The sequence below is a fragment of the Stappia indica genome (assembly GCF_020177335.1).
GTDB classification, from domain to species: Bacteria; Pseudomonadota; Alphaproteobacteria; order Rhizobiales; family Stappiaceae; genus Stappia; species Stappia indica_B.
Genome location: NZ_JAIVMG010000010.1, coordinates 30,420 through 52,607, shown reverse-complemented (window position 1 = coordinate 52,607; position 22,188 = coordinate 30,420). Strand labels below are relative to the sequence as shown.

Annotated in this window: 24 protein-coding genes; 12 read left to right on the top strand and 12 right to left on the bottom strand. The window is 65.7% G+C overall.

The window, feature by feature from the left end; all coding sequences use genetic code 11:
* Window positions 1-238 precede the first annotated feature (238 nt).
* The 3 genes from LC062_RS14255 to polA all read left to right on the top strand — a co-directional run bounded on the left by LC062_RS14255 (window position 239) and on the right by polA (window position 4,956).
* The gene (locus LC062_RS14255; protein WP_224911704.1) at window positions 239-775 is read left to right on the top strand and encodes an FxsA family protein; all 537 of its coding nucleotides are present in this window, start codon (window positions 239-241) and stop codon (window positions 773-775) included.
* Between the two features lie 97 nt (window positions 776-872).
* Window positions 873-1,916: an acyltransferase family protein gene (locus tag LC062_RS14250; RefSeq protein ID WP_224911703.1), complete on the top strand. Its 1,044-nt coding sequence runs from the start codon at window positions 873-875 to the stop codon at window positions 1,914-1,916.
* 46 nt (window positions 1,917-1,962) lie between these two features.
* Entirely contained in the window at window positions 1,963-4,956 is a 2,994-nt protein-coding gene (gene polA / locus LC062_RS14245; protein ID WP_224911702.1) for a DNA polymerase I, read from the top strand.
* A gap of 33 nt (window positions 4,957-4,989) precedes the next feature.
* Here polA and LC062_RS14240 read toward each other — a convergent pair whose 3' ends face one another.
* The gene (locus LC062_RS14240; protein ID WP_224911701.1) at window positions 4,990-5,436 is read right to left on the bottom strand and encodes a MarR family winged helix-turn-helix transcriptional regulator; all 447 of its coding nucleotides are present in this window, start codon (window positions 5,434-5,436) and stop codon (window positions 4,990-4,992) included.
* A 101-nt stretch (window positions 5,437-5,537) separates the two neighbouring features.
* Here LC062_RS14240 and hmgA point away from each other — a divergent pair, with 101 nt between their 5' ends.
* The 7 genes from hmgA to LC062_RS14205 all read left to right on the top strand — a co-directional run bounded on the left by hmgA (window position 5,538) and on the right by LC062_RS14205 (window position 11,991).
* Window positions 5,538-6,851, top strand: a complete 1,314-nt coding sequence (hmgA, locus tag LC062_RS14235; RefSeq protein ID WP_224911700.1) for a homogentisate 1,2-dioxygenase — start codon at window positions 5,538-5,540, stop codon at window positions 6,849-6,851.
* A 4-nt stretch (window positions 6,852-6,855) separates the two neighbouring features.
* Window positions 6,856-7,866 carry a fumarylacetoacetate hydrolase family protein gene (locus LC062_RS14230; RefSeq protein WP_224911699.1) on the top strand — a complete coding sequence of 337 codons (1,011 nt, stop codon included), beginning with the start codon at window positions 6,856-6,858 and terminating at the stop codon, window positions 7,864-7,866.
* On the top strand, window positions 7,859-8,410 hold the full coding sequence (locus tag LC062_RS14225) for a hypothetical protein (protein ID WP_224911698.1): 552 nt from the start codon (window positions 7,859-7,861) through the stop codon (window positions 8,408-8,410). Before LC062_RS14230 ends, LC062_RS14225 begins: the two co-directional genes overlap by 8 nt.
* 68 nt (window positions 8,411-8,478) lie before the next feature.
* Entirely contained in the window at window positions 8,479-9,438 is a 960-nt protein-coding gene (locus LC062_RS14220; RefSeq protein WP_224911697.1) for an MBL fold metallo-hydrolase, read from the top strand.
* Between the two features lie 70 nt (window positions 9,439-9,508).
* Window positions 9,509-11,119 carry an FAD-dependent oxidoreductase gene (locus tag LC062_RS14215; RefSeq protein WP_224911696.1) on the top strand — a complete coding sequence of 537 codons (1,611 nt, stop codon included), beginning with the start codon at window positions 9,509-9,511 and terminating at the stop codon, window positions 11,117-11,119.
* Between the two features lie 10 nt (window positions 11,120-11,129).
* Window positions 11,130-11,336, top strand: a complete 207-nt coding sequence (locus tag LC062_RS14210) for a DUF2783 domain-containing protein (protein WP_224911695.1) — start codon at window positions 11,130-11,132, stop codon at window positions 11,334-11,336.
* A 97-nt stretch (window positions 11,337-11,433) separates the two neighbouring features.
* A complete protein-coding gene (locus LC062_RS14205) occupies window positions 11,434-11,991 on the top strand; it encodes a VOC family protein (protein WP_224911694.1) in 558 nt (185 codons plus the stop codon).
* 71 nt (window positions 11,992-12,062) lie between these two features.
* Here the strand turns inward: LC062_RS14205 and LC062_RS14200 are convergent, their stop codons facing one another.
* Window positions 12,063-12,377, bottom strand: a complete 315-nt coding sequence (locus LC062_RS14200) for a cupin domain-containing protein (RefSeq protein WP_181760161.1) — start codon at window positions 12,375-12,377, stop codon at window positions 12,063-12,065.
* 32 nt (window positions 12,378-12,409) lie between these two features.
* Window positions 12,410-13,513, bottom strand: coding sequence for an alkene reductase (locus tag LC062_RS14195; RefSeq protein WP_224911693.1), 1,104 nt, complete (start codon window positions 13,511-13,513; stop codon window positions 12,410-12,412).
* A 180-nt stretch (window positions 13,514-13,693) separates the two neighbouring features.
* Here LC062_RS14195 and LC062_RS14190 point away from each other — a divergent pair, with 180 nt between their 5' ends.
* Window positions 13,694-14,602, top strand: a complete 909-nt coding sequence (locus LC062_RS14190) for a LysR family transcriptional regulator (protein WP_224911692.1) — start codon at window positions 13,694-13,696, stop codon at window positions 14,600-14,602.
* 22 nt (window positions 14,603-14,624) lie between these two features.
* On the opposite strand, the gene LC062_RS14185 is transcribed toward LC062_RS14190, so the two are convergent.
* Entirely contained in the window at window positions 14,625-15,194 is a 570-nt protein-coding gene (locus tag LC062_RS14185) for a UbiX family flavin prenyltransferase (RefSeq protein ID WP_224911691.1), read from the bottom strand.
* Window positions 15,195-15,294: 100 nt separating this feature from the next.
* On the bottom strand, window positions 15,295-15,840 hold the full coding sequence (locus LC062_RS14180) for a DUF924 family protein (protein WP_224911690.1): 546 nt from the start codon (window positions 15,838-15,840) through the stop codon (window positions 15,295-15,297).
* A gap of 151 nt (window positions 15,841-15,991) precedes the next feature.
* Here LC062_RS14180 and LC062_RS14175 point away from each other — a divergent pair, with 151 nt between their 5' ends.
* Entirely contained in the window at window positions 15,992-17,041 is a 1,050-nt protein-coding gene (locus tag LC062_RS14175; protein WP_224911689.1) for an META domain-containing protein, read from the top strand.
* On the opposite strand, the gene LC062_RS14170 is transcribed toward LC062_RS14175, so the two are convergent.
* The 7 genes from LC062_RS14170 to LC062_RS14140 all read right to left on the bottom strand — a co-directional run bounded on the left by LC062_RS14170 (window position 17,038) and on the right by LC062_RS14140 (window position 22,155).
* Window positions 17,038-17,844: an FAD binding domain-containing protein gene (locus LC062_RS14170; RefSeq protein ID WP_224911688.1), complete on the bottom strand. Its 807-nt coding sequence runs from the start codon at window positions 17,842-17,844 to the stop codon at window positions 17,038-17,040. The genes LC062_RS14175 and LC062_RS14170 overlap by 4 nt on opposite strands.
* Window positions 17,841-18,311, bottom strand: a complete 471-nt coding sequence (locus LC062_RS14165) for a (2Fe-2S)-binding protein (RefSeq protein ID WP_224911687.1) — start codon at window positions 18,309-18,311, stop codon at window positions 17,841-17,843. Before LC062_RS14165 ends, LC062_RS14170 begins: the two co-directional genes overlap by 4 nt.
* Window positions 18,312-18,332: 21 nt before the next feature.
* Window positions 18,333-18,821: an SRPBCC family protein gene (locus LC062_RS14160; protein ID WP_224911686.1), complete on the bottom strand. Its 489-nt coding sequence runs from the start codon at window positions 18,819-18,821 to the stop codon at window positions 18,333-18,335.
* Between the two features lie 80 nt (window positions 18,822-18,901).
* Window positions 18,902-19,735: an aspartate dehydrogenase gene (locus LC062_RS14155; RefSeq protein ID WP_224911685.1), complete on the bottom strand. Its 834-nt coding sequence runs from the start codon at window positions 19,733-19,735 to the stop codon at window positions 18,902-18,904.
* Window positions 19,722-20,423, bottom strand: coding sequence for an ABC transporter ATP-binding protein (locus LC062_RS14150; protein WP_224911684.1), 702 nt, complete (start codon window positions 20,421-20,423; stop codon window positions 19,722-19,724). Before LC062_RS14150 ends, LC062_RS14155 begins: the two co-directional genes overlap by 14 nt.
* On the bottom strand, window positions 20,417-21,121 hold the full coding sequence (locus tag LC062_RS14145) for an ABC transporter ATP-binding protein (protein WP_404829729.1): 705 nt from the start codon (window positions 21,119-21,121) through the stop codon (window positions 20,417-20,419). Before LC062_RS14145 ends, LC062_RS14150 begins: the two co-directional genes overlap by 7 nt.
* 50 nt (window positions 21,122-21,171) lie before the next feature.
* Window positions 21,172-22,155: a branched-chain amino acid ABC transporter permease gene (locus LC062_RS14140; protein WP_224911682.1), complete on the bottom strand. Its 984-nt coding sequence runs from the start codon at window positions 22,153-22,155 to the stop codon at window positions 21,172-21,174.
* Window positions 22,156-22,188 lie beyond the last annotated feature (33 nt).

Here is a 22,188-nt window from a genome sequence, read left to right as displayed (position 1 = left end):
GTCGCGGGTCCACGCCACGCTCCCTGAATTTTCTTATGTAAGGCTCCTTGAACCAACATCCAACCTCAAGCACAAGCCCCCCGTTCGATTTCACGTGACGCCAAGCGCATTTTACTCGCAATCCGGCCAATTGTTTCCTACCTAAAGGGGCGTAAATCACGCCCGCGCGCCCTACCCCTTGCGCGCGTCATTCCACCGGCCCGCCCGCAGAGGCCGGCCAACCAGCGCAACGGTGCCCATGCCCATCGGTCTGATCCTGCTCCTTGTCCTGATCGGTCTGCCGCTGATCGAAATCGCCGTCTTCGTCGAGGTCGGCTCGGAAATCGGTGCGGTCTGGACCATTCTCCTGACCATCGCCACGGCCGTCGCCGGGTCGGTGATGCTGCGGCTGCAAGGGGTATCGCTGCTGACGCGGATGCGCGCCGAAATGGACGCCGGGCGTGTGCCCGGCGAGGATCTGGTCCAGGGGGCGATGATGGTCGTTGCCAGCATCCTGTTGCTGATCCCCGGCTTCGTCACCGATGCCATCGGCCTGCTTTTGTTCGTGCCGCCGCTGCGCGCGGCACTGGCCCGCGTTGTCGTGCGCAACGCACCGGTCACCGTGGTCCATGCCGATGTGCGGCGGCAGCGCGGTGAAGGGGTCGTCGATCTCGACGCCAGCGACTGGTCCTCGGTCGATCCGAACGACGGCCAACGCCCGACCAATGGCCAATCCGGCTCGCCCTGGATCACCGATGAACGCCCGCATGGCGACGACAACCGGCGCGGGCATTGACACACTCCTGATCGATTAACGGGATTTACACTCCACCTTCGCTAATCTTCGTGCGCGGCCTTGCGGGCTGCGGGGGCGAAGCGAGGATAGAGCGAACATGACGTCTGCGGCGAACGGGCGGATCGACTGGGTCGATACGGCAAAAGGCTTCTGCATCATCTTCGTGGTGATGATGCATTCCACCATCGGCGTGGAGATCGCCGCCGGAGAGCCCGGCTGGATGGGTGCGATCGTCGCCTTTGCCAAACCCTTCCGCATGCCGGATTTCTTCATGATTTCCGGTCTGTTCCTCGGGCTGGTGATCGATCGTCCCTGGCGCAGCTACCTTGATCGCAAGGTGGTGCATTTCGCCTATTTCTACGTGCTGTGGCTCACCATCCAGTTCGCGGTCAAGGCGCCGGTGATGGCCGGCGAAATCGGCTGGGCGGGCGTCGCCGGTCAGTATCTGCTGGCCTATGTGCAGCCGTTCGGCACGCTCTGGTTCATCTACATGCTGCCGGTGATGTTCGTGATCACCAAGGCGCTGCATCGTTCTGGCCTGCCCTGGTATCTGGTGCTCGGCGCCGCCGCCCTGTTGCAGATCGCCCCCATTCACACTGGCTCGGTGCTGATCGACGAATTCGCCTCGCGCTACGTCTTCTTCTATTGCGGCTATATCTTCGCCGCCCGCGCCTTCGCCCTGGCGGACTGGGCCCGGCACCACCTGCCACTGGCCTTCGCCGGGCTGCTCGCCTGGGGCCTCGTCAACGGCGGCCTCGTCTTCACCGGACACAGCGAATGGCCGGTGATCAGCCTGGCGCTTGGCGGCGCCGGCGCGCTCGCCGTCATCGTCGTTTCGGCGCTGCTGACCCAGCTTGGCGTCTCCGCGCCGCTGCGCCATTGCGGCGAGAACTCGATCGTCGTCTATCTGGCCTTCTTCTTCCCCATGGCGGCAACCCGCATCATCCTGTTGAAGACCGGGATCATCCCGGATGTCGGCTGGATTTCCCTGATCGTCACCGCCGCCGGAGTGATCGCCCCGCTGGTGCTGTGGTGGCTGATCCAGAGAACCGGTCTGGGCACCTTCCTGTTCGTGCGCCCCGCCTGGGCGCGCCTGTCCGGCACGGGCGCCGGCCGGACCCAGCCGCAGGCGGCGGAATAAGCGGAGAAAGCGACAAGCGGGGTTTTCTCAGGCCGTCAACGCAGGCATGATCCGCGCCATGTCGACACAAGATCCCGCCTCCGCCCTTTCGCCCGACGACCATCTCATTCTGGTCGACGGTTCCACCTTCATCTTCCGCGCCTATCACGCGCTGCCGCCGCTGACGCGCAAGTCGGACGGCCTGCCGGTGGGCGCCGTCGCCGGCTTCTGCAACATGCTGTGGAAGCTGTTGCAAGAGGGGCTGACACCGGAAGAGGGCGACGAGCCGACCCACATGGCGGTGATCTTCGATCATTCCTCGAAGACCTTCCGCAGCGAGATCTACCCGGAATACAAGGCACAGCGGCCGGAACCGCCGGAGGATCTGATCCCGCAGTTCGGGCTGATCCGCGAGGCGACGCGGGCCTTCTGCGTGCACAGCATCGAACAGGAAGGTTTCGAGGCGGACGACCTGATCGCCACCTATGCGCGCGCGGCGGCAGCCCAGGGCGCGCGCGTCACCATCGTGTCCGGCGACAAGGATCTTATGCAGTTGATCGGGCCGCGTGTCGGCATGATCGACACCATGAAGAACAAGATCTTCGGCGAGCCGGAGGTGTTCGAGAAATTCGGCGTCGGCCCCGACAAGGTGATCGAGGTGCAGGCGCTGGCGGGCGACAGTGTCGACAACGTGCCCGGCGTGCCCGGCATCGGCCTGAAGACCGCCGCCCTGCTCGTCAACGAGTTCGGCGATCTGGATACGCTGTTGGCGAAAGCCGACACGATCAAGCAGAAGAAGCGGCGCGAAAACCTGATCGAATTCGCCGAACAGGCTCGCATCTCCAAGAAACTCGTCACCCTCAAGGATGACGTACCGGTCGCACTTCCGGCCAGCGCGCTGGCGGTTACCGATCTGGACGGCACTCGTGCGGTCGCCTTCCTCAAGGCGCTTGAGTTCACCACCCTGACCCGGCGCGTCGGCGAAACCACCGGCGCCGATATCGCCGAGATCGAGCCGGCCGAGCTTGTCATCAAGGGCTGGCACGAGCCGGATGGCAAAGGGCGCCAGATGGACAATGGCCGCACGCCGGCGGGCACGGCGGGCGGCGGCGACAACACCACCACCGCAGCCGACCCTGACGGGGGATCCGCCGGCTGGCAGCCGCAGACGGTCGCCGATGCGGCTGCCGAAGCGGCGAAGGCCGCTCCGGTGGATGCCAGCGCCTACGAGACGGTGACGGACACCGCCCGGCTGTCCGCCTGGATCGCCGAGGCGGCGGAGACCGGATATGTGGCCGTCGACACGGAAACCACCTCGCTCGATGCCATGCAGGCCGATCTCGTCGGCGTCTCGCTGGCCACCGCGCCGGGCCGCGCCTGCTACATTCCGCTCGGCCATGTGGACGGGGACGGCGATCTTCTCGGTGGCGGTGACCTGATCGCCGGGCAGATCCCGCTGAGCGAGGCGCTGGCGCTGCTGAAGCCGATGCTGGAAGATCCGGGCATTCTGAAGATCGCCCAGAACCTCAAATACGACTGGCTGGTGCTGCAGCGCTACGGTATCGAGGTCGGACCGCATGACGACACCATGCTCTTGTCCTACGCGCTCGACGCAGGGATCGGCGGCAATGGCATGGACGCCCTGTCCGAACGCTGGCTCGGGCACACGCCAATCCCCTTCAAGGAGGTCGCCGGCTCGGGCAAGTCGATGATCACCTTCGACAAGGTGCCGATCGAGACCGCCGCCGCCTATGCGGCCGAGGATGCCGATGTCACCTTGCGGCTGTGGCAGGTCTTGAAGCCGAGGCTCGCCGCCGAGCGCATGACCACGGTCTATGAACGGCTGGAGCGGCCGATGGTGCCGGTGCTGGCGAAGATGGAAGCCCGTGGCATCGCCATCGACCGGCAGATGCTGTCACGGCTGTCGGGCGATTTCGCGCAAGGCATGGCGCGGCTTGAAGCGGAGATCCACGAGCTGGCCGGCGAGCCGTTCAATGTCGGCAGTCCGAAACAGCTCGGCGACATCCTGTTCGGCAAGATGGGCCTGCCGGGCGGCAAGAAGACCAAGACCGGCGCCTGGTCGACCTCCGCCTCGGTGCTCGACGACCTGGCCGCCGAGGGGCACGAGCTGCCGGCGCGGATCGTCGAATGGCGGCAGCTTTCCAAGCTGAAATCGACCTATTCGGACGCGCTCCCCGGCTTCGTCAATCCTGAGACCAGGCGGGTGCACACCTCCTATTCGCTGGCGGCGACCACCACCGGGCGGCTCTCCTCCTCCGAGCCCAATCTGCAGAACATCCCGGTGCGCACCGAGGCGGGACGGAAGATCCGCAAGGCGTTCATCGCCGAGAAGGGCAACAAGCTTCTCTCCGCCGACTACAGCCAGATCGAATTGCGCGTCCTGGCGCATATGGCGGATATTGAACAGCTCAAACAGGCCTTCGCCGATGGGCTCGACATTCACGCCATGACCGCCAGCGAGATGTTCGGCGTGCCGATCGAGGGCATGGACCCGATGGTCCGCCGCCGCGCCAAGGCGATCAATTTCGGCATCATCTACGGCATTTCCGCCTTTGGCCTGGCGGCCCAGCTTGGCATCTCGCGCGGTGAGGCATCGGATTACATCAAGACTTATTTCGAACGCTTCCCGGGCATCCGCGACTACATGGAAGCGACCAAGGCCTTCGTCCATGCCAACGGCTATGTCGAGACGATCTTCGGCCGCCGCGCGCATTATCCGGAGGTCAACACCAAGAACCCGAACATGCGCGCCTTCTATGAGCGGGCGGCGATCAACGCACCGATCCAGGGATCGGCGGCGGATATCCTGCGCCGGGCAATGGTCCGCATGGACGACCGCCTCGCGGCTTCGAAGCTGACCGCACGGATGCTGCTGCAGGTCCATGACGAGCTGATCTTCGAGGTGCCGGAAGCGGAAGTCGAGCCAACCATTTCGCTTGTCCGCGACGTGATGGAAAGCGCCGCCGAACCGGCGGTGCGTCTGTCGGTGCCGCTGCAGGTGGATGCCCGCGCCGCCGACAACTGGGACGAAGCGCACTAGGGTCCAGACCCATCGTCGCCCGCCAGCCCGGCCCTAGCGCCGGCGGGCGGGCGGCATACGCTCCACGGCGGAGAGCCCCTGATCGAGGGCTGCCGCCGCATCGGCCCCCATCTCCCGCACCAGATCCTCTTGGAAGCTACGCGCCAGCTGCACCAGCTCCCGATAGGCCTGCCGTCCCTTCGTCGTCAGCTCAAGATGCTCCAGCCGCCGGTCGTCGCTGTCGGCGCGGCGGGTCAGCCAGCCGCGCCCCTCCAGCGCCGCCACCGCCCGGCTGACCTTGGTCTTGTGCATGGTCGAGCGGCGGCCGATCTCCGTTGCCGTCGCCTCCCCCACTTCCCCCAGGATGGCGATGCTGCGCCATTCCGGCCGGGTCAGGCCGAAGCGCATCTTGTAGGCCGCCGCGAACCGCTGGCTGACCGCGTTCGACGCGCGCACCAGGCGGTAGGGCAGGAAAGCCTCAAGCGGCAGGATATCGGGCATGGCACTCCCTCCGGCGGATGACGCAAGACGCGCGTTGATAGTTACAAACTAAACGGTTACAAATGCAACTATCAACTGTCTGGGTTCAGGAGGGATCAGACGTGACGCTCCAGTACATGCCGGGCTTCGGCAATGACTTCGAGACCGAAGCGCTGCCCGGCGCCCTGCCGCAAGGCCAGAATTCGCCGCAGCGCGCGCCCTATGGGCTTTATGCCGAACAGCTGTCCGGCTCGCCCTTCACCGCGCCACGCGGCACCAACGAGCGCTCCTGGCTGTATCGCATCCGCCCTTCGGTGAAACACTCCGGCCGGTTCGCGGCCCATGACCTGCCCGAGTGGAAGACCGCGCCGAATGTCGGCGACCACGCGCTGGCGCTGGGGCAATTGCGCTGGGATCCGGTGCCGATGCCCGAAGCCCCGACCGACTTCCTTTCCGGCATCCGCACCATCACCACCGCCGGTGATGTGCACACCCAAGTCGGCATGGCCACCCATGTCTATGCGGCAAACGCCGACATGAGCGACGACTATTTCTTCAACGCCGATGCCGAATTGCTGATCGTGCCGCAGGTGGGCGCCTTGCGCGTCGTCACCGAGCTGGGGGCGATGGAGGTGGCGCCGAAGGAAATCTGCGTCATTCCGCGCGGCATGGTGTTCCAGGTGGCGCTGTCTGACGGTCCCGCGCGCGGCTATATCTGCGAGAATTACGGCGCCAAGTTCACCCTGCCGGACCGCGGGCCGATCGGCGCCAACTGCCTGGCCAATCCGCGCGACTTCAAGACCCCGGTCGCCTGGTACGAGGACAAGGAGACCCCGTGCCGGCTGATCGTCAAATGGTGCGGCACCTTCCACGCCACGGAACTCGATCACTCGCCGCTCGATGTGGTCGCCTGGCACGGCAACTACGCGCCCTACAAATACGACCTCACCACCTTTTCCCCGGTCGGGGCGATCCTGTTCGATCATCCGGATCCGTCGATCTTCACCGTGCTCACGGCCCCGTCGGGCGAAGCGGGCACCGCCAACATCGACTTCGTGATCTTCCCCGAGCGCTGGATGGTGGCGGAGCATTCCTTCCGCCCGCCCTGGTACCACCGAAACATCATGTCGGAGTTCATGGGGCTGATCTATGGTCGCTACGATGCCAAGGAAGAAGGGTTCGTGCCGGGCGGCATGAGCCTGCACAACATGATGCTGCCGCACGGGCCGGACGCGGCCGGCTTCGACAAGGCCAGCCGGGCCGACCTCAAGCCGGAAAAGCTCACCGGCACCATGGCCTTCATGTTCGAAACCCGCTTTCCCCAGCATCTCACCCGCTTTGCGGCGGAGCTCGACACGCTGCAGGACAATTATCTCACGTGCTGGACCGACCTGAAGAAACGGTTCGACGGCACAATCGAAGGCAATTGGGATTAATCATATGAAACTTGCCACACTTCGCGACGGCAGCCGGGATGGCCGGCTGGTTCTGGTCAACAAGGCGCTGACCCGCTGCACCGAGGCCGCGCATATCGCGCCGACGCTGCAGGCCGCGCTCGACACTTGGGACGAGGTGGCGCCGAAGCTCGCCACCCTCGCCGAGAGCCTTGAGCATGATGCCGTGCCGTCCATGCGCTTTCACGAGCATGACGCGCTGTCGCCGCTGCCGCGCGCCTACCAGTGGGCGGACGGCTCGGCCTATGTCAATCACGTGGAACTGGTGCGCAAGGCGCGCGGCGCGGAAATGCCGCCGAGCTTCTGGACCGACCCGCTGATGTATCAGGGCGGCTCCGACAGCTTCCTCGCCCCGCGCGACCCGATCCGCATGGCCGACGAAGCCTGGGGCATCGACATGGAAGGCGAGATCGCCGTCATCACCGGCGACGTGCCGATGGGCGCCAGCCGCGAGGAGGCGGCTGCGGCAATCCGGCTCGTCATGCTGGTCAATGACGTGTCCTTGCGCGGGCTGATCCCGGCGGAGCTGGGCAAGGGCTTCGGCTTCTTCCAGGCCAAGCCCTCCTCGGCCTTCTCGCCGGTGGCGGTCACGCCGGACGAACTGGGCGAGGCCTGGGACGGCGCCAAGCTGTCGCTGCCGCTTGCCGTCGACCTCAATGGCGAGGCCTTCGGCCGGGCCGAGGCCGGCATCGACATGACCTTCGACTTCCCCACCCTGATCGCCCATGCGGCCAGGACCCGGCCGCTCGGCGCCGGCACCATCATCGGCTCCGGCACCGTTTCCAACAAGCTGGACGGCGGGCCGGGCAAGCCGGTCGCCGAAGGCGGTGTCGGCTATTCCTGCATCGCCGAGATCCGCATGATCGAGACCATCGAGACCGGCGCGCCGAAGACCCCGTTCATGCGCTTCGGCGACACGGTCCGCATCGAGATGCCGGACCGCGACGGCCATTCGATCTTCGGTGCCATCGAACAGACGGTGGAAAAACATGACTAGGCTCCTTGTCGCAGCGCTGGCGCTTTCGGGTACGTTGCTCTCGGCCACGGCCCGCGCCGACGATCCGCTCGCGCCGGTGGCCGAGGTGATGCGGATCACCGCCGGCAACTGGGCCGATGACGGGTCGGAACCGCAGGAGCTGTTCACCGAGGAACGGCTCGACCGCCTGTTCAGCCGGGACTTCGTTGCCCGCTACCGGGCCGCCGCCGCCTTTCCGGCGATGGAGGCCGGCACCTCGCCGTTCGACTACGACGTGATCGTCAATGCCCAGGACGGATGTCCACTGACCGACCTGTCGATCGCCCGGGCCGAGGACGCCAAGACCGATGAGGCGGCCGGATCGAGAGCGCCCGCCATGGTCATCGCCCGCTTCAACGCCACCGCCTGTTTCGAAGAGGCGCCCGAGGCGCAGGCGCTGAGCGAGGTGCGCTTCACCATCGTCAACGAGGACGGGCGCAGCGTCATCGACGACATCCGGACCGACGCAGGCGATGAGGAATTCGGCTCGCTCAAGGCCGAACTCGACGCCATCGCCCGGCAATAGCGCAACATCCACGACAGCTGCCGGCAAACGGACGGCAAGGCGCAAGACAAGACGATCAGGAGACCAGCATGGCCAAGGCATTCGCCTCCCAGGGCGACATGAGCGAAAAGAACATCTCCTTCACCGAAATCGGCAGGGACCTTTGGGCCTTTACCGCCGAAGGCGACCCGAACACCGGGGTCATCATCGGTGACGACAGCGTCATGATCATCGAGGCGCAGGCCACCCCGCGCCTTGCCAACAAGGTGATCGAGAAGGTGCGCGAGGTGACCGACAAGCCGATCACCCATCTGGCGCTCACCCACTATCACGCGGTGCGGGTGCTCGGCGCCGCTGCCTACAACGCCCCGAACATCATCATGAGCGAGAAGGCCCGCTCCATGGTGGTGGAACGCGGTGCGGAGGATCGCGAATCCGAGTTCATGCGCTTCCCGCGCCTGTTCCAGGGCTATGACACGGTGGACCAGATCCCGCCGCTCAACTGGCCGACCACCACCTTCAACGACCGCATGTCGGTCTATCTCGGCAACCGGCGGGTCGACCTGATGTTCCTCGGCCGCGCGCATACCGCCGGCGACATCGTCATCTATGTGCCGGACGAGAACGTGATGTTCACCGGCGATATCGTCGAGTACCACTCGGCCTGCTACTGCGGCGACGGCCATTTCCACGACTGGCCGGGCACGCTGGAGGAGATCCGCGCCTGGGACGTGGATGCCATCGCGCCCGGACGCGGCGACGCGCTGGTCGGCAAGGAGATGGTCAATGCCGCCCTCGACGCTACCAGCGATTTCGTCACCTCCACCTATCGCCCGGTGGCCCAGGTGGCGATGCGCGGCGGCTCGCTGAAGGAAGCCTGGGACGCGGCCCGCGCCGAGTGCGATCCGAAATTCTCCGACTACGCGATCTACGAGCATTGCCTGCCGTTCAATGTCGCCCGTGCCTATGACGAGGCGCGCGACATCGACACGCCGCGCATCTGGACCGCCCAGCGCGACAAGGAAATGTGGGAGGCCCTGCAGGGCTGACAGAGAGAAGGCATCCGGCGGTGGAGGTCGCCGGATGCCTGGCCGGCTTCAGGTTCTCTCGGGAGGAGACATGACCAAGATTTTCGAAACGCCGCTCTACCCCTATCGGCGCGTCGCCGATCAGGATGCGGCGACGCCCGCCCGCCATCCGGTGGTGGTGCTCGGCGCCGGTCCGGTCGGCCTTGCCGCCGCCATCGACCTTGCCCAGGCCGGCGTTCCGGTGGTCGTACTCGACGAGAACGACAAGGTGAGTTGGGGCTCGCGGGCGATCTGTTTCGCCAAGCGGCCGCTGGAAATCCTCGACCGGCTCGGCTGCGGCGATGCCATGGTCGACAAGGGCGTTCTCTGGAACGTGGGCAAGGTGTTCTTCGGCGACCGCAAGGTCTACGACTTCAACCTCCTGCCGGAGCGCGGGCACAAGCGGCCGGCCTTCATCAACCTGCAGCAGTATTATCTGGAAGAATATCTGGTCGATCGGGTCCGGGAGCTTGAGGCCGAGGGCAAACCGATCGAGCTGCGCGGCGGCAACAAGGTCATCGCCATCGACCAACAGCCGGCGGGCGTGCGCCTTGCCGTGGAGACGCCCGAGGGGCCCTACAGCCTTGATGCGGACTGGCTGATCGCCTGCGATGGGGCCGGCTCGCCGACCCGGGCCATGCTCGGCCTCGATTTCCTTGGCCGGGTATTCGAGGACAATTTCCTGATCGCCGATGTGGTGATGAAGGCGGATTTCCCGACCGAACGCTGGTTCTGGTTCGATCCGCCCTTCAACAAGGGACAATCGGCACTTCTGCACAAGCAGCCGGACGATGTCTGGCGCATCGACCTGCAACTGGGCTGGGACATCGACCGGGAGGCGGAAAAGGACCCGGCGCGGATCGCCCCGAAGCTGAAGGCGATGCTTGGCGAGGACACGGCCTACGAGCTGGAATGGGTGTCGATCTACACCTTCCAGTGCCGGCGGATGGAGCGGTTCCGCCATGGCCGGGTGATCTTCGCCGGCGACGCGGCGCATCAGGTCTCGCCATTCGGCGCGCGCGGCGCCAATTCCGGCTTTCAGGACACCGACAATCTGATCTGGAAACTGAAGCTCGTCCTCGACGGGCTGGCGCCGGACAGCCTGCTCGACAGCTATGACACGGAGCGGGTGTTCGCCGCCGACGAGAATATCCTCAATTCCTCGCGCTCCACCGATTTCATCACCCCGAAGAGCCATGCCAGCCGGGTGTTCCGCGATGCGGTGCTCGATCTGGCAGAGCATCACGCCTTCGCCCGGCCGCTGGTCAATTCCGGCCGCCTGTCGCTGCCGGCGATCTATGACGGCTCGCCGCTGAACGGCCCTGACGCCGCCGAGTTGCCGACCCGCACGCGCCCCGGCGCGCCGGCCAGCGATGCACCGGTGGGCGACGGCTGGCTTCTCGACCGGCTGGGCGGCAGTTTCCAGCTTCTCACCCTCGATGCAGAGGCCCCGGACAGGCTGGACATCGACGGCATTGCCGTCACCCGGCTGGCCCTTTCCGCCGGTGACGACCCGAGCGGAGCGCTGGCTGCGCGCTATCTAGGCGAGGCGAAAAGCGCTGTCTACCTGATGCGGCCCGACCAGCATGTGGCCGCGCGCTGGACCACCTTCGATGCCGATGCCGTGGCGCAGGCGGTCCGAACCGCAACCGGACAGGCGTGAGGAGCGCATCATGACAGCAACGACGCCCAAAACGCTCACCCTTGAACCGAACCTTACGGACCCGGACGGGTTCTACGCCGAGCTGCTCGCCTTGCACGAGGGGCTGAGCCGCGAGGACAGCGAGGCGCTCAATGCCCGGCTGGTGTTGGTCCTGGCCAACCACATCGGCAACCGCGACCTGCTGCGGGCCGCCTTTGCTGCGGTGAAGCCCAGCTAGCACGCACATCTTGCCCAAGGCCCGGAGGAGGGCCTTCCCGCGAGTGTCAGACAAGCGCGGACGGGGTGTTCCCGAACACATGACGGAGGAACGACAGATGAAAATCGAGCAGATCCACCATGTCGCCTATCGCTGCAAGGACGCGAAGGAGACGGTCAACTGGTATGTCGACAACCTGAACATGGATTTCGTGCTGGCGATCGCCGAGGACAAGGTGCCCTCCACCCATGAGCCGGACCCTTACATGCATGTGTTCCTCGATGCCGGGAACGGCAATGTGCTCGCCTTCTTCGAACTGCCGACCAAGCCGGAGATGGGCCGCGACCCGAACACGCCGGAATGGGTGCAGCACATCGCCTTCAAGGTGAAGGACCGGGACACGCTGCTGGCGTTCAAGGAGAAGCTGGAGAAGAACGGCATCGACGTGCTCGGCGTCACCGACCATTCGATCTTCCACTCGATCTATTTCTTCGACCCCAACGGCCACCGGGTTGAACTGGCCTGCCCGGATCCGGCGGAAGAGGCCATGCTGAAGAAGCTCGACGCGGTGAAATGGGACATGCTGGAGGAATGGTCGAAGACCAAGCGCGCGCCTCACCACGCCGACTGGCTGCACGCCAAGGAACTGGGCAAGGACGCCACCGGCCCGGCCTGACCCATACGCCCCCTCACCCGGCAGCTTTCGCAAGGCGCCGGGTGAGGCATTCGATCGCTCGAAAACTCCGCCTAGGCTTGCCCGCCGAGGACAGCAGTGACGAAGACAAGCTCCGCATCGCCGGTGTTGGTGAGATCATGGACAAAAGCGGCTTTCGACGACAAATCCGGGAAATACCGGGTGTCGCCGGCCTGGTAGACCACATCCAGCACCTCGCCATTGCCATAGCGCGAGCGGGCCTTGCCATCGGTCAGCACCGTCCAGAAATAGGGGCGATCGTGGCGATGGGCCGGCAAGGTCTCCCCCGGTGCGAGGCGAATATGCCAGATCTGAAGACCGTTTTCCGCCAGCACCAGATCGGTGCCGATCCGGTCACCGGCCTCCATCGGGACAGGATCCACGGCAGGGCGCCGGGCGTTCACGCCACCTCCTCAAGCGCCGGATAGGTGGAATAGCCGGCGGCACCGCCGCCAAACAAGGTGGCGCCGTCATACGCCGCCAGCGGCAGATCCTCGCGAAAACGCCGCACCAGATCCGGATTGGCGATGAACGGCCGGCCATAGGCCACGAGATCGGCGAGCCCGTCACTGACGATCCGCTCGCCCCGGTCGCGGGTGTATTTGCCGGCAACGATGATCCGCCCGGAATAACCCGCGCGCAGCGCATGACGGAAGTCCTGCGGGATTTGCGGCGCATCCTCCCAATCCGCCTCGGACAGGTGAAGATAGGCAAGCCCGATACGGTCCAGCTCCCGCGCGGCCTTCAGCATGGTCGGAATGATCTCGTCATCGGCCATGTTGCGCTGGGTGATGAAGGGCGACAGGCGGAGCCCCGTGCGGTCCGGCCCCGCTTCCGCCGCCACCGCCTCGGCCACTTCGATCAGGAAACGGATGCGGTTTGCCTGATCGCCGCCATAGCGGTCCGTGCGGTGATTGGCGGACCGGCGCAGGAACTGGTCGATCAGGTAGCCGTTGGCCCCATGGATCTCGACCCCGTCGAAGCCGGCGGCCATGGCATTGGCCGCGCCTTTGCGAAAATCCTCCACGATCCCGGCAATCTCGCCGGTCTTGAGCGCCCGTGGCACCGGGCAATCGACCATGCCGCCCTGTCCGGTCTGCGGATCGACCACCCAGACCTGGGCCTCCGGCGACAGCGCCGAAGGGGCCACCGGCCGGCCATCGGCGTGGAAACTGCCGTGGCTCATCCGGCCCACATGCCAGAGCTGGAGAAAGACCCGACCGCCGGCGGCATGCACTGCATCGGTCACCCTCCTCCAGCCGGCGACCTGCGCGGGCGTGTGAATGCCCGGGGTGAAGGAGTAACCCTGCCCCTGGGGCGAGATCTGCGTTGCCTCGGTGACGATCAGCCCTGCGCTGGCCCGCTGGGCGTAATACTGCGCCATCATCCCATTGGGCACATTGCCCGGCTGATCCGTGCGCGCCCGGGTCATCGGCGCCATGACGATACGGTTCGGCAGGGTCAGCGACCCGAGCGACAGCGGTGTGAACAGATTTGCCTTCATGCGACGTCTCCATCAAGCGCATCAGGGAGCGCGAGCAAACCGGTTGGGGCGGGGTGCCTCGCGCCGGCGGAGGGCTATGGCATCGCGTTGCAATACCCCTCCCTTTCCCGGGAAAGGGTAGGCCTTGCCGTTAAGTCAGATAATTGCCTATTCTATGAAATCATAATTCGGAAAAATCGAATGGTCAGTCTTGAACATCTGCGCCTCTTCCTGCGCATTGTCGAGAAGCAGGGTCTGGCCGCCGCAGGGCGCGAGACCGGTCTGTCTCCCGCCTCGGTCTCGGAAAAGCTTGCGGCGCTGGAGCGGCACTACGGGGCGACGCTGCTCACCCGCACGACCCGCGCAATCAGCCTGACCGACGAGGGACGCCTGCTGGTTCAGGGCGCGCGGCGGCTGCTGGCGGAGGCCGAAGAGCTCGATGCCCGCATTCGCCTCGGCACGGAGCGGCTGTCCGGTCCTGTCCGTCTCAGCGCGCCGGAGGATCTCGGCCGCCGCTGCATCGTCCCGGTGATCGACGCCTATCTGGCGGAAAACCCGGAGGTGACTGTCGATCTCAACCTGACAGACGGCTACGTGGACCTGGTGGCGCAGGGGCTGGATTTCGCCGTCCGGCACGGAACGCTGGCCGACAGCAGCTTGCGGGCACGCCCGCTTGGCACCAACCGGCGGGTCGTCTGTGCCGCTCCCGCTTACCTCGCAGCCCATGGCAGGCCGGAGACCCCGGCGGATCTGGCGGAGCACCAGTGCATTCTCATGCGGTTCGGCCAGCATATCGACCGGGAGTGGCCGTTCCGGATCGATGGCAAGGTGACGAAGGTGCTGGTGCGCGGCCAGCGGATCGCCAATGATGGCGGCCTGGTGCGGCACTGGTGCCGCGACGGCCATGGCATCGCCTTCAAATCGCTGTGGGACGTGGAGGCCGATCTGGCCTCCGGCGCGCTGGTGGAACTGCTTTCCGAGTATTCCGCCGGCGAAACCGCCCTGCAGATCGTCTATCCCCAGTCGGAGGTTCAGCCGCGCCGGGTGCGCGCACTGATCGACAAGATCAGCGAGAGCCTTGCCCTCTGCATGAGGCCCGGGCAGGTCTGACCCCGGGGAGCCCCCCGTCCCACTACGGCGCGTCCTTCCAGCGCTTCAGCGTCCCGCTGTCGATATCGAACTGGTCGAGCACCCGCCCGACCGTATGCTCGACGATGTCATCAATGCTCGCCGGCCGCGCGTAGAAGGCCGGCACCGGCGGCATGACCACCGCGCCCATTTCGGTCACCGCCACCATGTTACGGCAATGGCCGAGATGCAGCGGGGTTTCGCGCACCATCAGCACCAGCCGGCGCCGCTCCTTCAGCACCACATCCGCAGCCCGGGTCACCAGGCTCCCCCCGGTACCGGAGGCGATTTCCCCCAGCGTCTTGACCGAACAGGGGGCGACGATCATGCCCTGGGTGCGGAACGACCCGCTGGCAATCGCCGCCCCAATATCCTCATTGGCATGGACGAAATCGGCCTTGGCCTGCACCTCGGGTACCTTCAGGTCCGATTCATGGGCCAGCGTCACCATCGCCGCCCGGGACATGACGAGATGGGTCTCCACCTCCAGCGCCCGCAGGATCTCCAGCAGGCGAATGGCGTAGACATGGCCGGAGGCCCCTGTGATGGCGACGATGATTCGCTTTTTCGACACGCTTTCACCTGAGAAGAATTCTACTTCCGGCTTGGGTCATACACCATGGATTGCCCGCACACGACCGCCGATGCGAGGCCCCTTAAGCCGGACCGTCCCGTCAGAACCCGGAATGATGTTCCAGAAAGGCCGCCTCGGCCTCGGTGTTGCGGCGACCAAGCGCCTTGTTGCGATGGGGAAAGCGGCCGAACCTGTCGATGATGTCGCGGTGCTCGATGGCAAAGCCCAGCGCATGTTCGTCGCCCAGATCGCGATAGAGCGCGACGCACCGGGTCTGATCGTCAAGATCCTCGCTGTGCATCAAGGGCAGGTAGAAGAACTGCCGCTGCCTGTCGCCGACCGCCTGATCATACCCTTGCGCCAGCCCATGCTTGGCCGAGGCCAGTGCCAGCGAATCGCTTTCGAAGGCACGGGCCGAACCGCGAAACAGATTGCGCGGGAACTGATCGAGAGAAATGGTCAGGGCCAGGGCGCTGTCCGCCGCTCCCTTCCAGCCATCGAGCGCGCCCGCACGCGCCGCCTCATAGGTGGCGGCAAACCGCTCCGCGATCTCCCGGTCGACCGCCTCGCTGCGGGAGAACCACGCTTGTTCAACGGCATCGGAGAACCAGAAGTCGAGGATTTCCGGGGCACTCCTGACGGTCATGGGCAAAACCTCCTCACGGGAAACAACGACCAGGGACAGATCACCGGTGGAAATAGCCGGCAAAGGCCCTGAATTCGTCCCTTTTCATCGGCATGGATCATCCATCAGGCATGAATGGCCCGAAACCCCCATCACCGCAAGGGATCCAAACATGCGACATCCGATCACCGGACTTCTGTCAGCGGCCCTCACCGCCAGTCTGCTGTTTTCCGCCCTCCCGGCTGCGGCCACCGAGGTGACCGTGACCGGTGCCCTCACCTATCGCCAGCGGGTGGCGTTGCCGCCTGACAGCATGGTCAAGGTGGAGCTGCGCGAGATTTCCATCGCCGATCAGGCAGCGCCTCTGCTGGCCGAATACCAGTACCAGGCGGACGGACGCCAGGTGCCGCTGCCGTTCGAGTTCACTATCGACGACAGCGCCTTTCAACCCGGACACCGCTACGCGGTACAAGGCCGCATCACCCAGCCGGATGGCCAGCTGCTCTGGACCACGGACGAGGTCCATTCGGTCGACCCGGACAAGCGCGAGAACGACCTGGGCATGTTGATGCTGGTGCGGGTGGAAGATGAGGCCGCCTTGCCGGCCTTCACCGCGACCGGTAACGAGCCGGGGTGGTCGCTGAAGATGGCGGAGGACCGGTTCCAGCTGAGCCTCGACTATGGCTCGAACACCACATCCGCACCGCTCGGGAAACTTGAAGCAGACGACACGACAAAGACCTACCGCACGAGAACCGAGGATGATCGCGACCTCGCCGTGACGATCACCGACGCGCTTTGCCATGACGACATGAGCGGCATGCCCTATCCGATGCGCGTGACCCTTGAGATCGGCGACCGGTCGCTGAACGGCTGCGGTGGTCACCCGGCCGATCTCCTCACCGGCGCGGCGTGGACGGTGGAGGACATCGGTTCCGCCGGGATCATCGACTTCTCCAGCACCACGCTGGAGTTCACCGCCGATGGACGCCTCTACGGCCGGTCCGGCTGCAACCGCTACAACGCCGGCTACCAATTGACCGGCGAAAGCCTGACCATTGGAGCGGCTGGGGTTACCAACATGGCCTGCGCCCCCGCCCTGATGACCCAGGAAGCGGCCTTCCTGGAAATCCTGAGCGAGGTGCAACGCTTCGACATCACCCAGGACGGGGCGCTTCGGCTGATCGCCGGCGATGGCCGGACCATCCTTGCCCGCCGCTAGGATCGTTCGCTGATGACCGCCAATGCACGCGCTGTCAGCACCTTGACAAGATGAGCCCGATAATCGGCCGCCGCGTGGAGGTCTCCCAGCATGTCCTCCACCGGCACAGCCAGCCCGGCCAGCGCCGATGCGGTGAACTCGCGGCCGAGCGCCGCTTCCGCCTCGCTCCAGCGAAACACGCCATCCGTTCCGGCGCCGGTCACGGCGATGCGCACGCCATCTGCATGGCGGGCGAGGAAGACACCGGCCAGGGCGAAACGTGAGGCGGGGTTGCGGAACTTCAGATAGGCCGCCTCGCGGCAGCGCGGAAAGGCAACGCTGACGATCAACTCCCCCGGTTCCAGCGCGGTCTCGAACATGCCGAGGAAGAAGTCATCGGCGGCAATGTCCCGGCGGTCTGTGCGGATCACCGCATTCAGCCCCAGACAGGCCGCCGGATAGTCCGCCGCCGGATCGTTGTTGGCGATCGAGCCGCCGATGGTGCCGCGATTGCGCACCTGCGCATCGCCGATCATGCCGGCGAGTTCCGCCAGCGCCGGGCAGGCCGCCCGAACCCCAGGGGCGGCGGCAACCGCCGCATGAGGACACATGGCGCCGACCTCCACATGGGTCGGCGTCACCCTCAAGCCCGCCAGCTCGGCGAGACCGCCCAGATCAATCAGGGTCTCCGGAGCGGCCAGCCCCTGTTTCATGGTCGGCACCAGGGTCTGCCCGCCGGCCAAAGGGCTGGCCTCATCCCCCTCCCGCAAAAACGCCAGCGCCTCGGCCAGATCGCCCGGTCTCAGATACGCAAAGCCGTTCATGCGGTCATCACCTTCGCTCCGACAAGGATCGCCTTGACGATGTTCTCATAGCCGGTGCACCGGCAGATGTTGCCCTCAAGGTCGTGACGCACGGTGGCTTCATCGAGAGCGGGGCCATGACGCTCGACCATGTCGATGGCGGACATGATCATGCCGGGGGTGCAGAAGCCGCATTGCAGGCCGTGGTTGTCGTGAAAGGCCTGTTGCATCGGGTGCAACACCCCATCCTGCGCCAGCCCCTCCACGGTGGTCACCTTGCGGCCGGCGCATTGCAGCGCCAGCATGTTGCAGGATTTGACCGAGACGCCATCCACATGCACGACACAGGCACCGCACTGGCTGGTGTCGCAGCCCACATGGGTTCCCGTCTGCCCCTGCCGGGCACGCAGGAAGTCGACGAGCAGGGTCCGGTCCTCGACATCGTCGGTGACCATCCGGCCATTGAGTTCTAGGGTCAGTCGGGTCATCTGTGTCTCATCCCGTCCGGATCAGCCGGCCGCGCTCAGCGCCGGCTCCAGTGCCGTATCCGCGTCTTCGCCCTCGGCGAATTCCGCCTCCAGCCGATTGAAGAACTCGGCGGCCAACTTCTGGGTGGTGGAATCGATCAGCCGCGCGCCAAGCTGGGCGATGCGGCCGCCGATCTGCGCCTGCATCCGATAGCTCAGCACCGTTGCTCCCTCCTCTTCCGCAAGCTCCACATCGGCGGAGCCCTTGGCATGGCCGGCGATGCCGCCGGTGCCTTCGCCGACCAGGGTCAGGCTGACCGGAGCCGCAACATTTTCGAACTGCACCTTGCCCTTGAACGTCGCCTTCACCGGGCCGACCTTGAGCACCACCACCGCCGTCATTTCCGTATCGGACAGCTTTTCCACGCCCTTGCATCCGGGGATGCATTTTTCCAGCATCGCCGGATCCTGGATCGCGGCCCAGACCGTTTCACGTGAAGCATCGATGCGCCGGGTGTTCGCCATTTCCATGGGGTCGGCATCCTTTCAGGCTTGGTTGAGGGCAGGCTTGGTTGGGGGGCAGGCTTGGTTTTGAGGGAGACATCAGCCGCTCAGGCGACCAGCGGCGCGGTCCGGTTCTCGATCAGCCGCAGCAGGCTGAGCGCCGTCATCTGCGAGGATTTCGGATTGTCCGGCAGCGGCTCGTTTTCAAGCCGTACGTCGAGCCGTCCGAAGGCGCCATGAGCCTTGACCGCGTGGCTGTTCAGGCGCGCGGCGGGATCGGCGACCAGCTCGATCCGGGTGCGTTCCAGGCCAAGGCCGGCCAGCGCCGAAATCACCGCCACATTGGCGTTTTGCGGGAAGCGGTTGGCTGCCTCGCGCGCGGTGCCGGAGAAGAAAACCATGCGCTCCGACAGGGTTTTCGGATCGAAGCAGGCCTCCGCCGGCGTTCCGGCCCAGGCGTGCGGCGGTTTGGTGATGGTGTGGGTCACTGCCTCAAGCTCAAGAGCGGAGGCGGCGGCCAGCGCATCCATGCCGCCAAGCGCGCCGGGCGGCACGATCAGCTGCCCCCCGGTCTCGCGCGCCGTCGCCAAAAGCTGAGAAAACAGCGCATCGTCGCAAAAGGCGCTGGTAGAGGAGACCGCGAAGGCACCGGCATGGCGCAGCGCCGCCTCGCCCCAGATCGCCACCGCCGGCCGGCCCGCCGCCTCGATCACCAAATCGAGGTCGAGCCCGGCCAGATCCTCCGGCCCGTGCAGCAACCGGGCGCCCACCGGGAGCCCGGCGCGGGCCACCTCGGGATCGCGCACCGCCACGGCGACGATCTCGACACCGGGAAGGTTTCTCGCTGCGAGCAGCTCACCGACCCGGGCGGCAATCGCCCCCCAGCCGATGAAGCCCAGCCGCAACCGGCGGACGGTGGGTGCCGGGCTAGAGACCGACATAGCCCTGCACCAGTTCGGCGTTGCGGGTCAGGTCGTCGCTCGATCCGGACCAGACCGTCCGCCCCTTTTCCAGGATGTAGTGCCGGTCGGCGATGCGCTTCAGAACGCCCAGGTTCTTGTCGATCAGCAGGATCGACTGTCCCTCGGCCTTGAGCGCCTCGATACAGGCCCAGATTTCCGCGCGGATCACCGGCGCCAGCCCCTCGGTGGCCTCATCGAGGATCAGGAGCTTCGGGTTGGTCATCAGCGCCCGGCCGACCACCAGCATCTGTTGCTCGCCGCCGGACAGGGTGCCGGCTGTCTGCCTGGCCCGTTCGCGCAGACGGGGAAACAGGTCATAGACCCGGTCGAGGGTCCAGGGACGCGGCCGACCGAGCCGATTGGCGGCGGTGGCGACCAGGTTCTCGCGCACGGTCAAGGTGGCAAAGGTCTGCCGCCCCTCCGGCACCAGGCCAACGCCAAGCCGGGCAATGGATTCCGGGGTGGCGCCCGCCACCTCCCGCCCACCGAAGCGGATGCCGCCCTCCAGCGGCTTCAACAGCCCCATGATCGAGCGGACGGTCGTGGTCTTGCCCATGCCGTTGCGGCCGAGCAGGGTGACCACCTCGCCGTCGCCGACCTCAAGCTCGACATCGAACAGGACCTGGCTGCGGCCATAGGCCGATTGCAGACGGGAAACGCTCAGCATAGGTCCTCTCCCTCGCCCAGATAGGCGGTGCGCACCTCGGCGTTCTCACGGATCTCCTCGACGGTGCCGGTGGCGATGATCCGCCCGTAGACCAGCACCGACACCCGATCGGCCAGCGCGAACACCGCGTCCATGTCATGCTCGACCAGGATCATGCTGACGCGCTGCTTGCAGCCGCGCAGCATGGCGATCATCTGTTCGCTCTCCACATGGCCGAGCCCGGCCATCGGCTCGTCCAGCAACAGAACCCGCGGCTCCGTCGCCAGCGCCACGGCCAGCTCAAGCTGCTTCTGCTCGCCGTGGGAGAGGTTTGCGGTCACCACTTCCGCCCTGTCCTCAAGCCCGGCATCGCGCAGGAAACCGCGCGCCTTCTCCCGCAAGGCGCTGTCCTTGCGGACATTGCCCCAGAAGCGGAAGCTGTGGCCCTGGCGCAGCTGGATGGCGATGGCGACGTTGTCGAGCACCGTGTAGTCCGGCAGCAGGCAAGTGACCTGAAAGGTCCGGGCCAGCCCCAGATGGACCCGCCGGGCGGTCGACAGCTTGCCGATCTCGCGGCCCTCCAGTTCGATGCGGCCCGCATCATGGGGCAACTCGCCGAGCAACTGGCTGATCAAGGTGGTCTTGCCGGCGCCATTCGGTCCGATCAGGGCGTGAATTTCGCCCGGGCGGACGTCTATGCTGACATTGTCGGTGGCCACCAGCCCGCCAAAGCGCTTGGCAAGGTCGGTGACATTGAGGATCGGCCGGGTCATGCGTCCCTCCGGAACAGGCGGGAGAACAGGGCCTGGAGCCCGCCATTGGTGTAAAGCACCAGCAGCAACAGGATGAAGCCGAGGCCGAGCTGCCAGTTTTCGGTCCAGGCGGCGAGCAGCGATTCCAGCATGATGAAGGCACCGGCGCCGATGAACGGCCCGAACAGGGTGCCGACACCGCCGAGGATCACCATCACCATCAGCTCGCCGGACTTGGTCCAGTGCATCATGTCCGGGCTGACGTAGCGCAGGAAATTGGCCATCAACGCCCCGGCGAGACCGCAGCCCATGCCGGAGATGACGAAGGCCGCCAGCTTGTAGCGATAGGCGGACAGGCCGAGGGCAGCCATGCGCCGTTCGCTTTGCCTCAGGCCGATCAACACATTGCCAAACCGGGAATTGACGATCCGCCACAGGAGGAAGAGGAACGAGACGGCAATCGTCAGACAGAGGTAATACATGGTCTGGCGGTCGCGCAGGTTCAGATCGCCCAGCTCGTTTGCCCGGCGGATGATCAGACCATCATCGCCGCCATAGGTCTTCAGCGACACGAACAGGAAGAACAGCATCTGCGCGAAGGCCAGGGTGATCATGATGAACTGCACACCGCCGGTGCGCAGGGACAGGGCGCCGATCAGGGCGGCCATCGCGCCGCTCACCAGCACCGCCAGCGGCACCGTGACCAGCAACTGGTTGGAGCCGGGAAAGACCCCGAACAGCGGCTCGCCCAGCGAATAATGCTGGTACAGAATGCCGACGACATAGCCGCCGATGCCGAAGAACGCCGCATGGCCGAAGCTGACCATTCCGCCGAAGCCAAGCACGAAGTTGAGGCTGGCGGCGGCGATGCCATAGATCAGCACGCGCGTCGCCACCGAAGTGAAGGCCGGATAGTTCGCCAGATCCGCCAGCGTCGGCAACGCGACGAGCAGGACCAGCAGCACCGCCAGCGAAAGATATGTGGTGATGGGGGTTCTCATGTTCTTGACCAGTGCCGCGAGTTGGAACGGTTC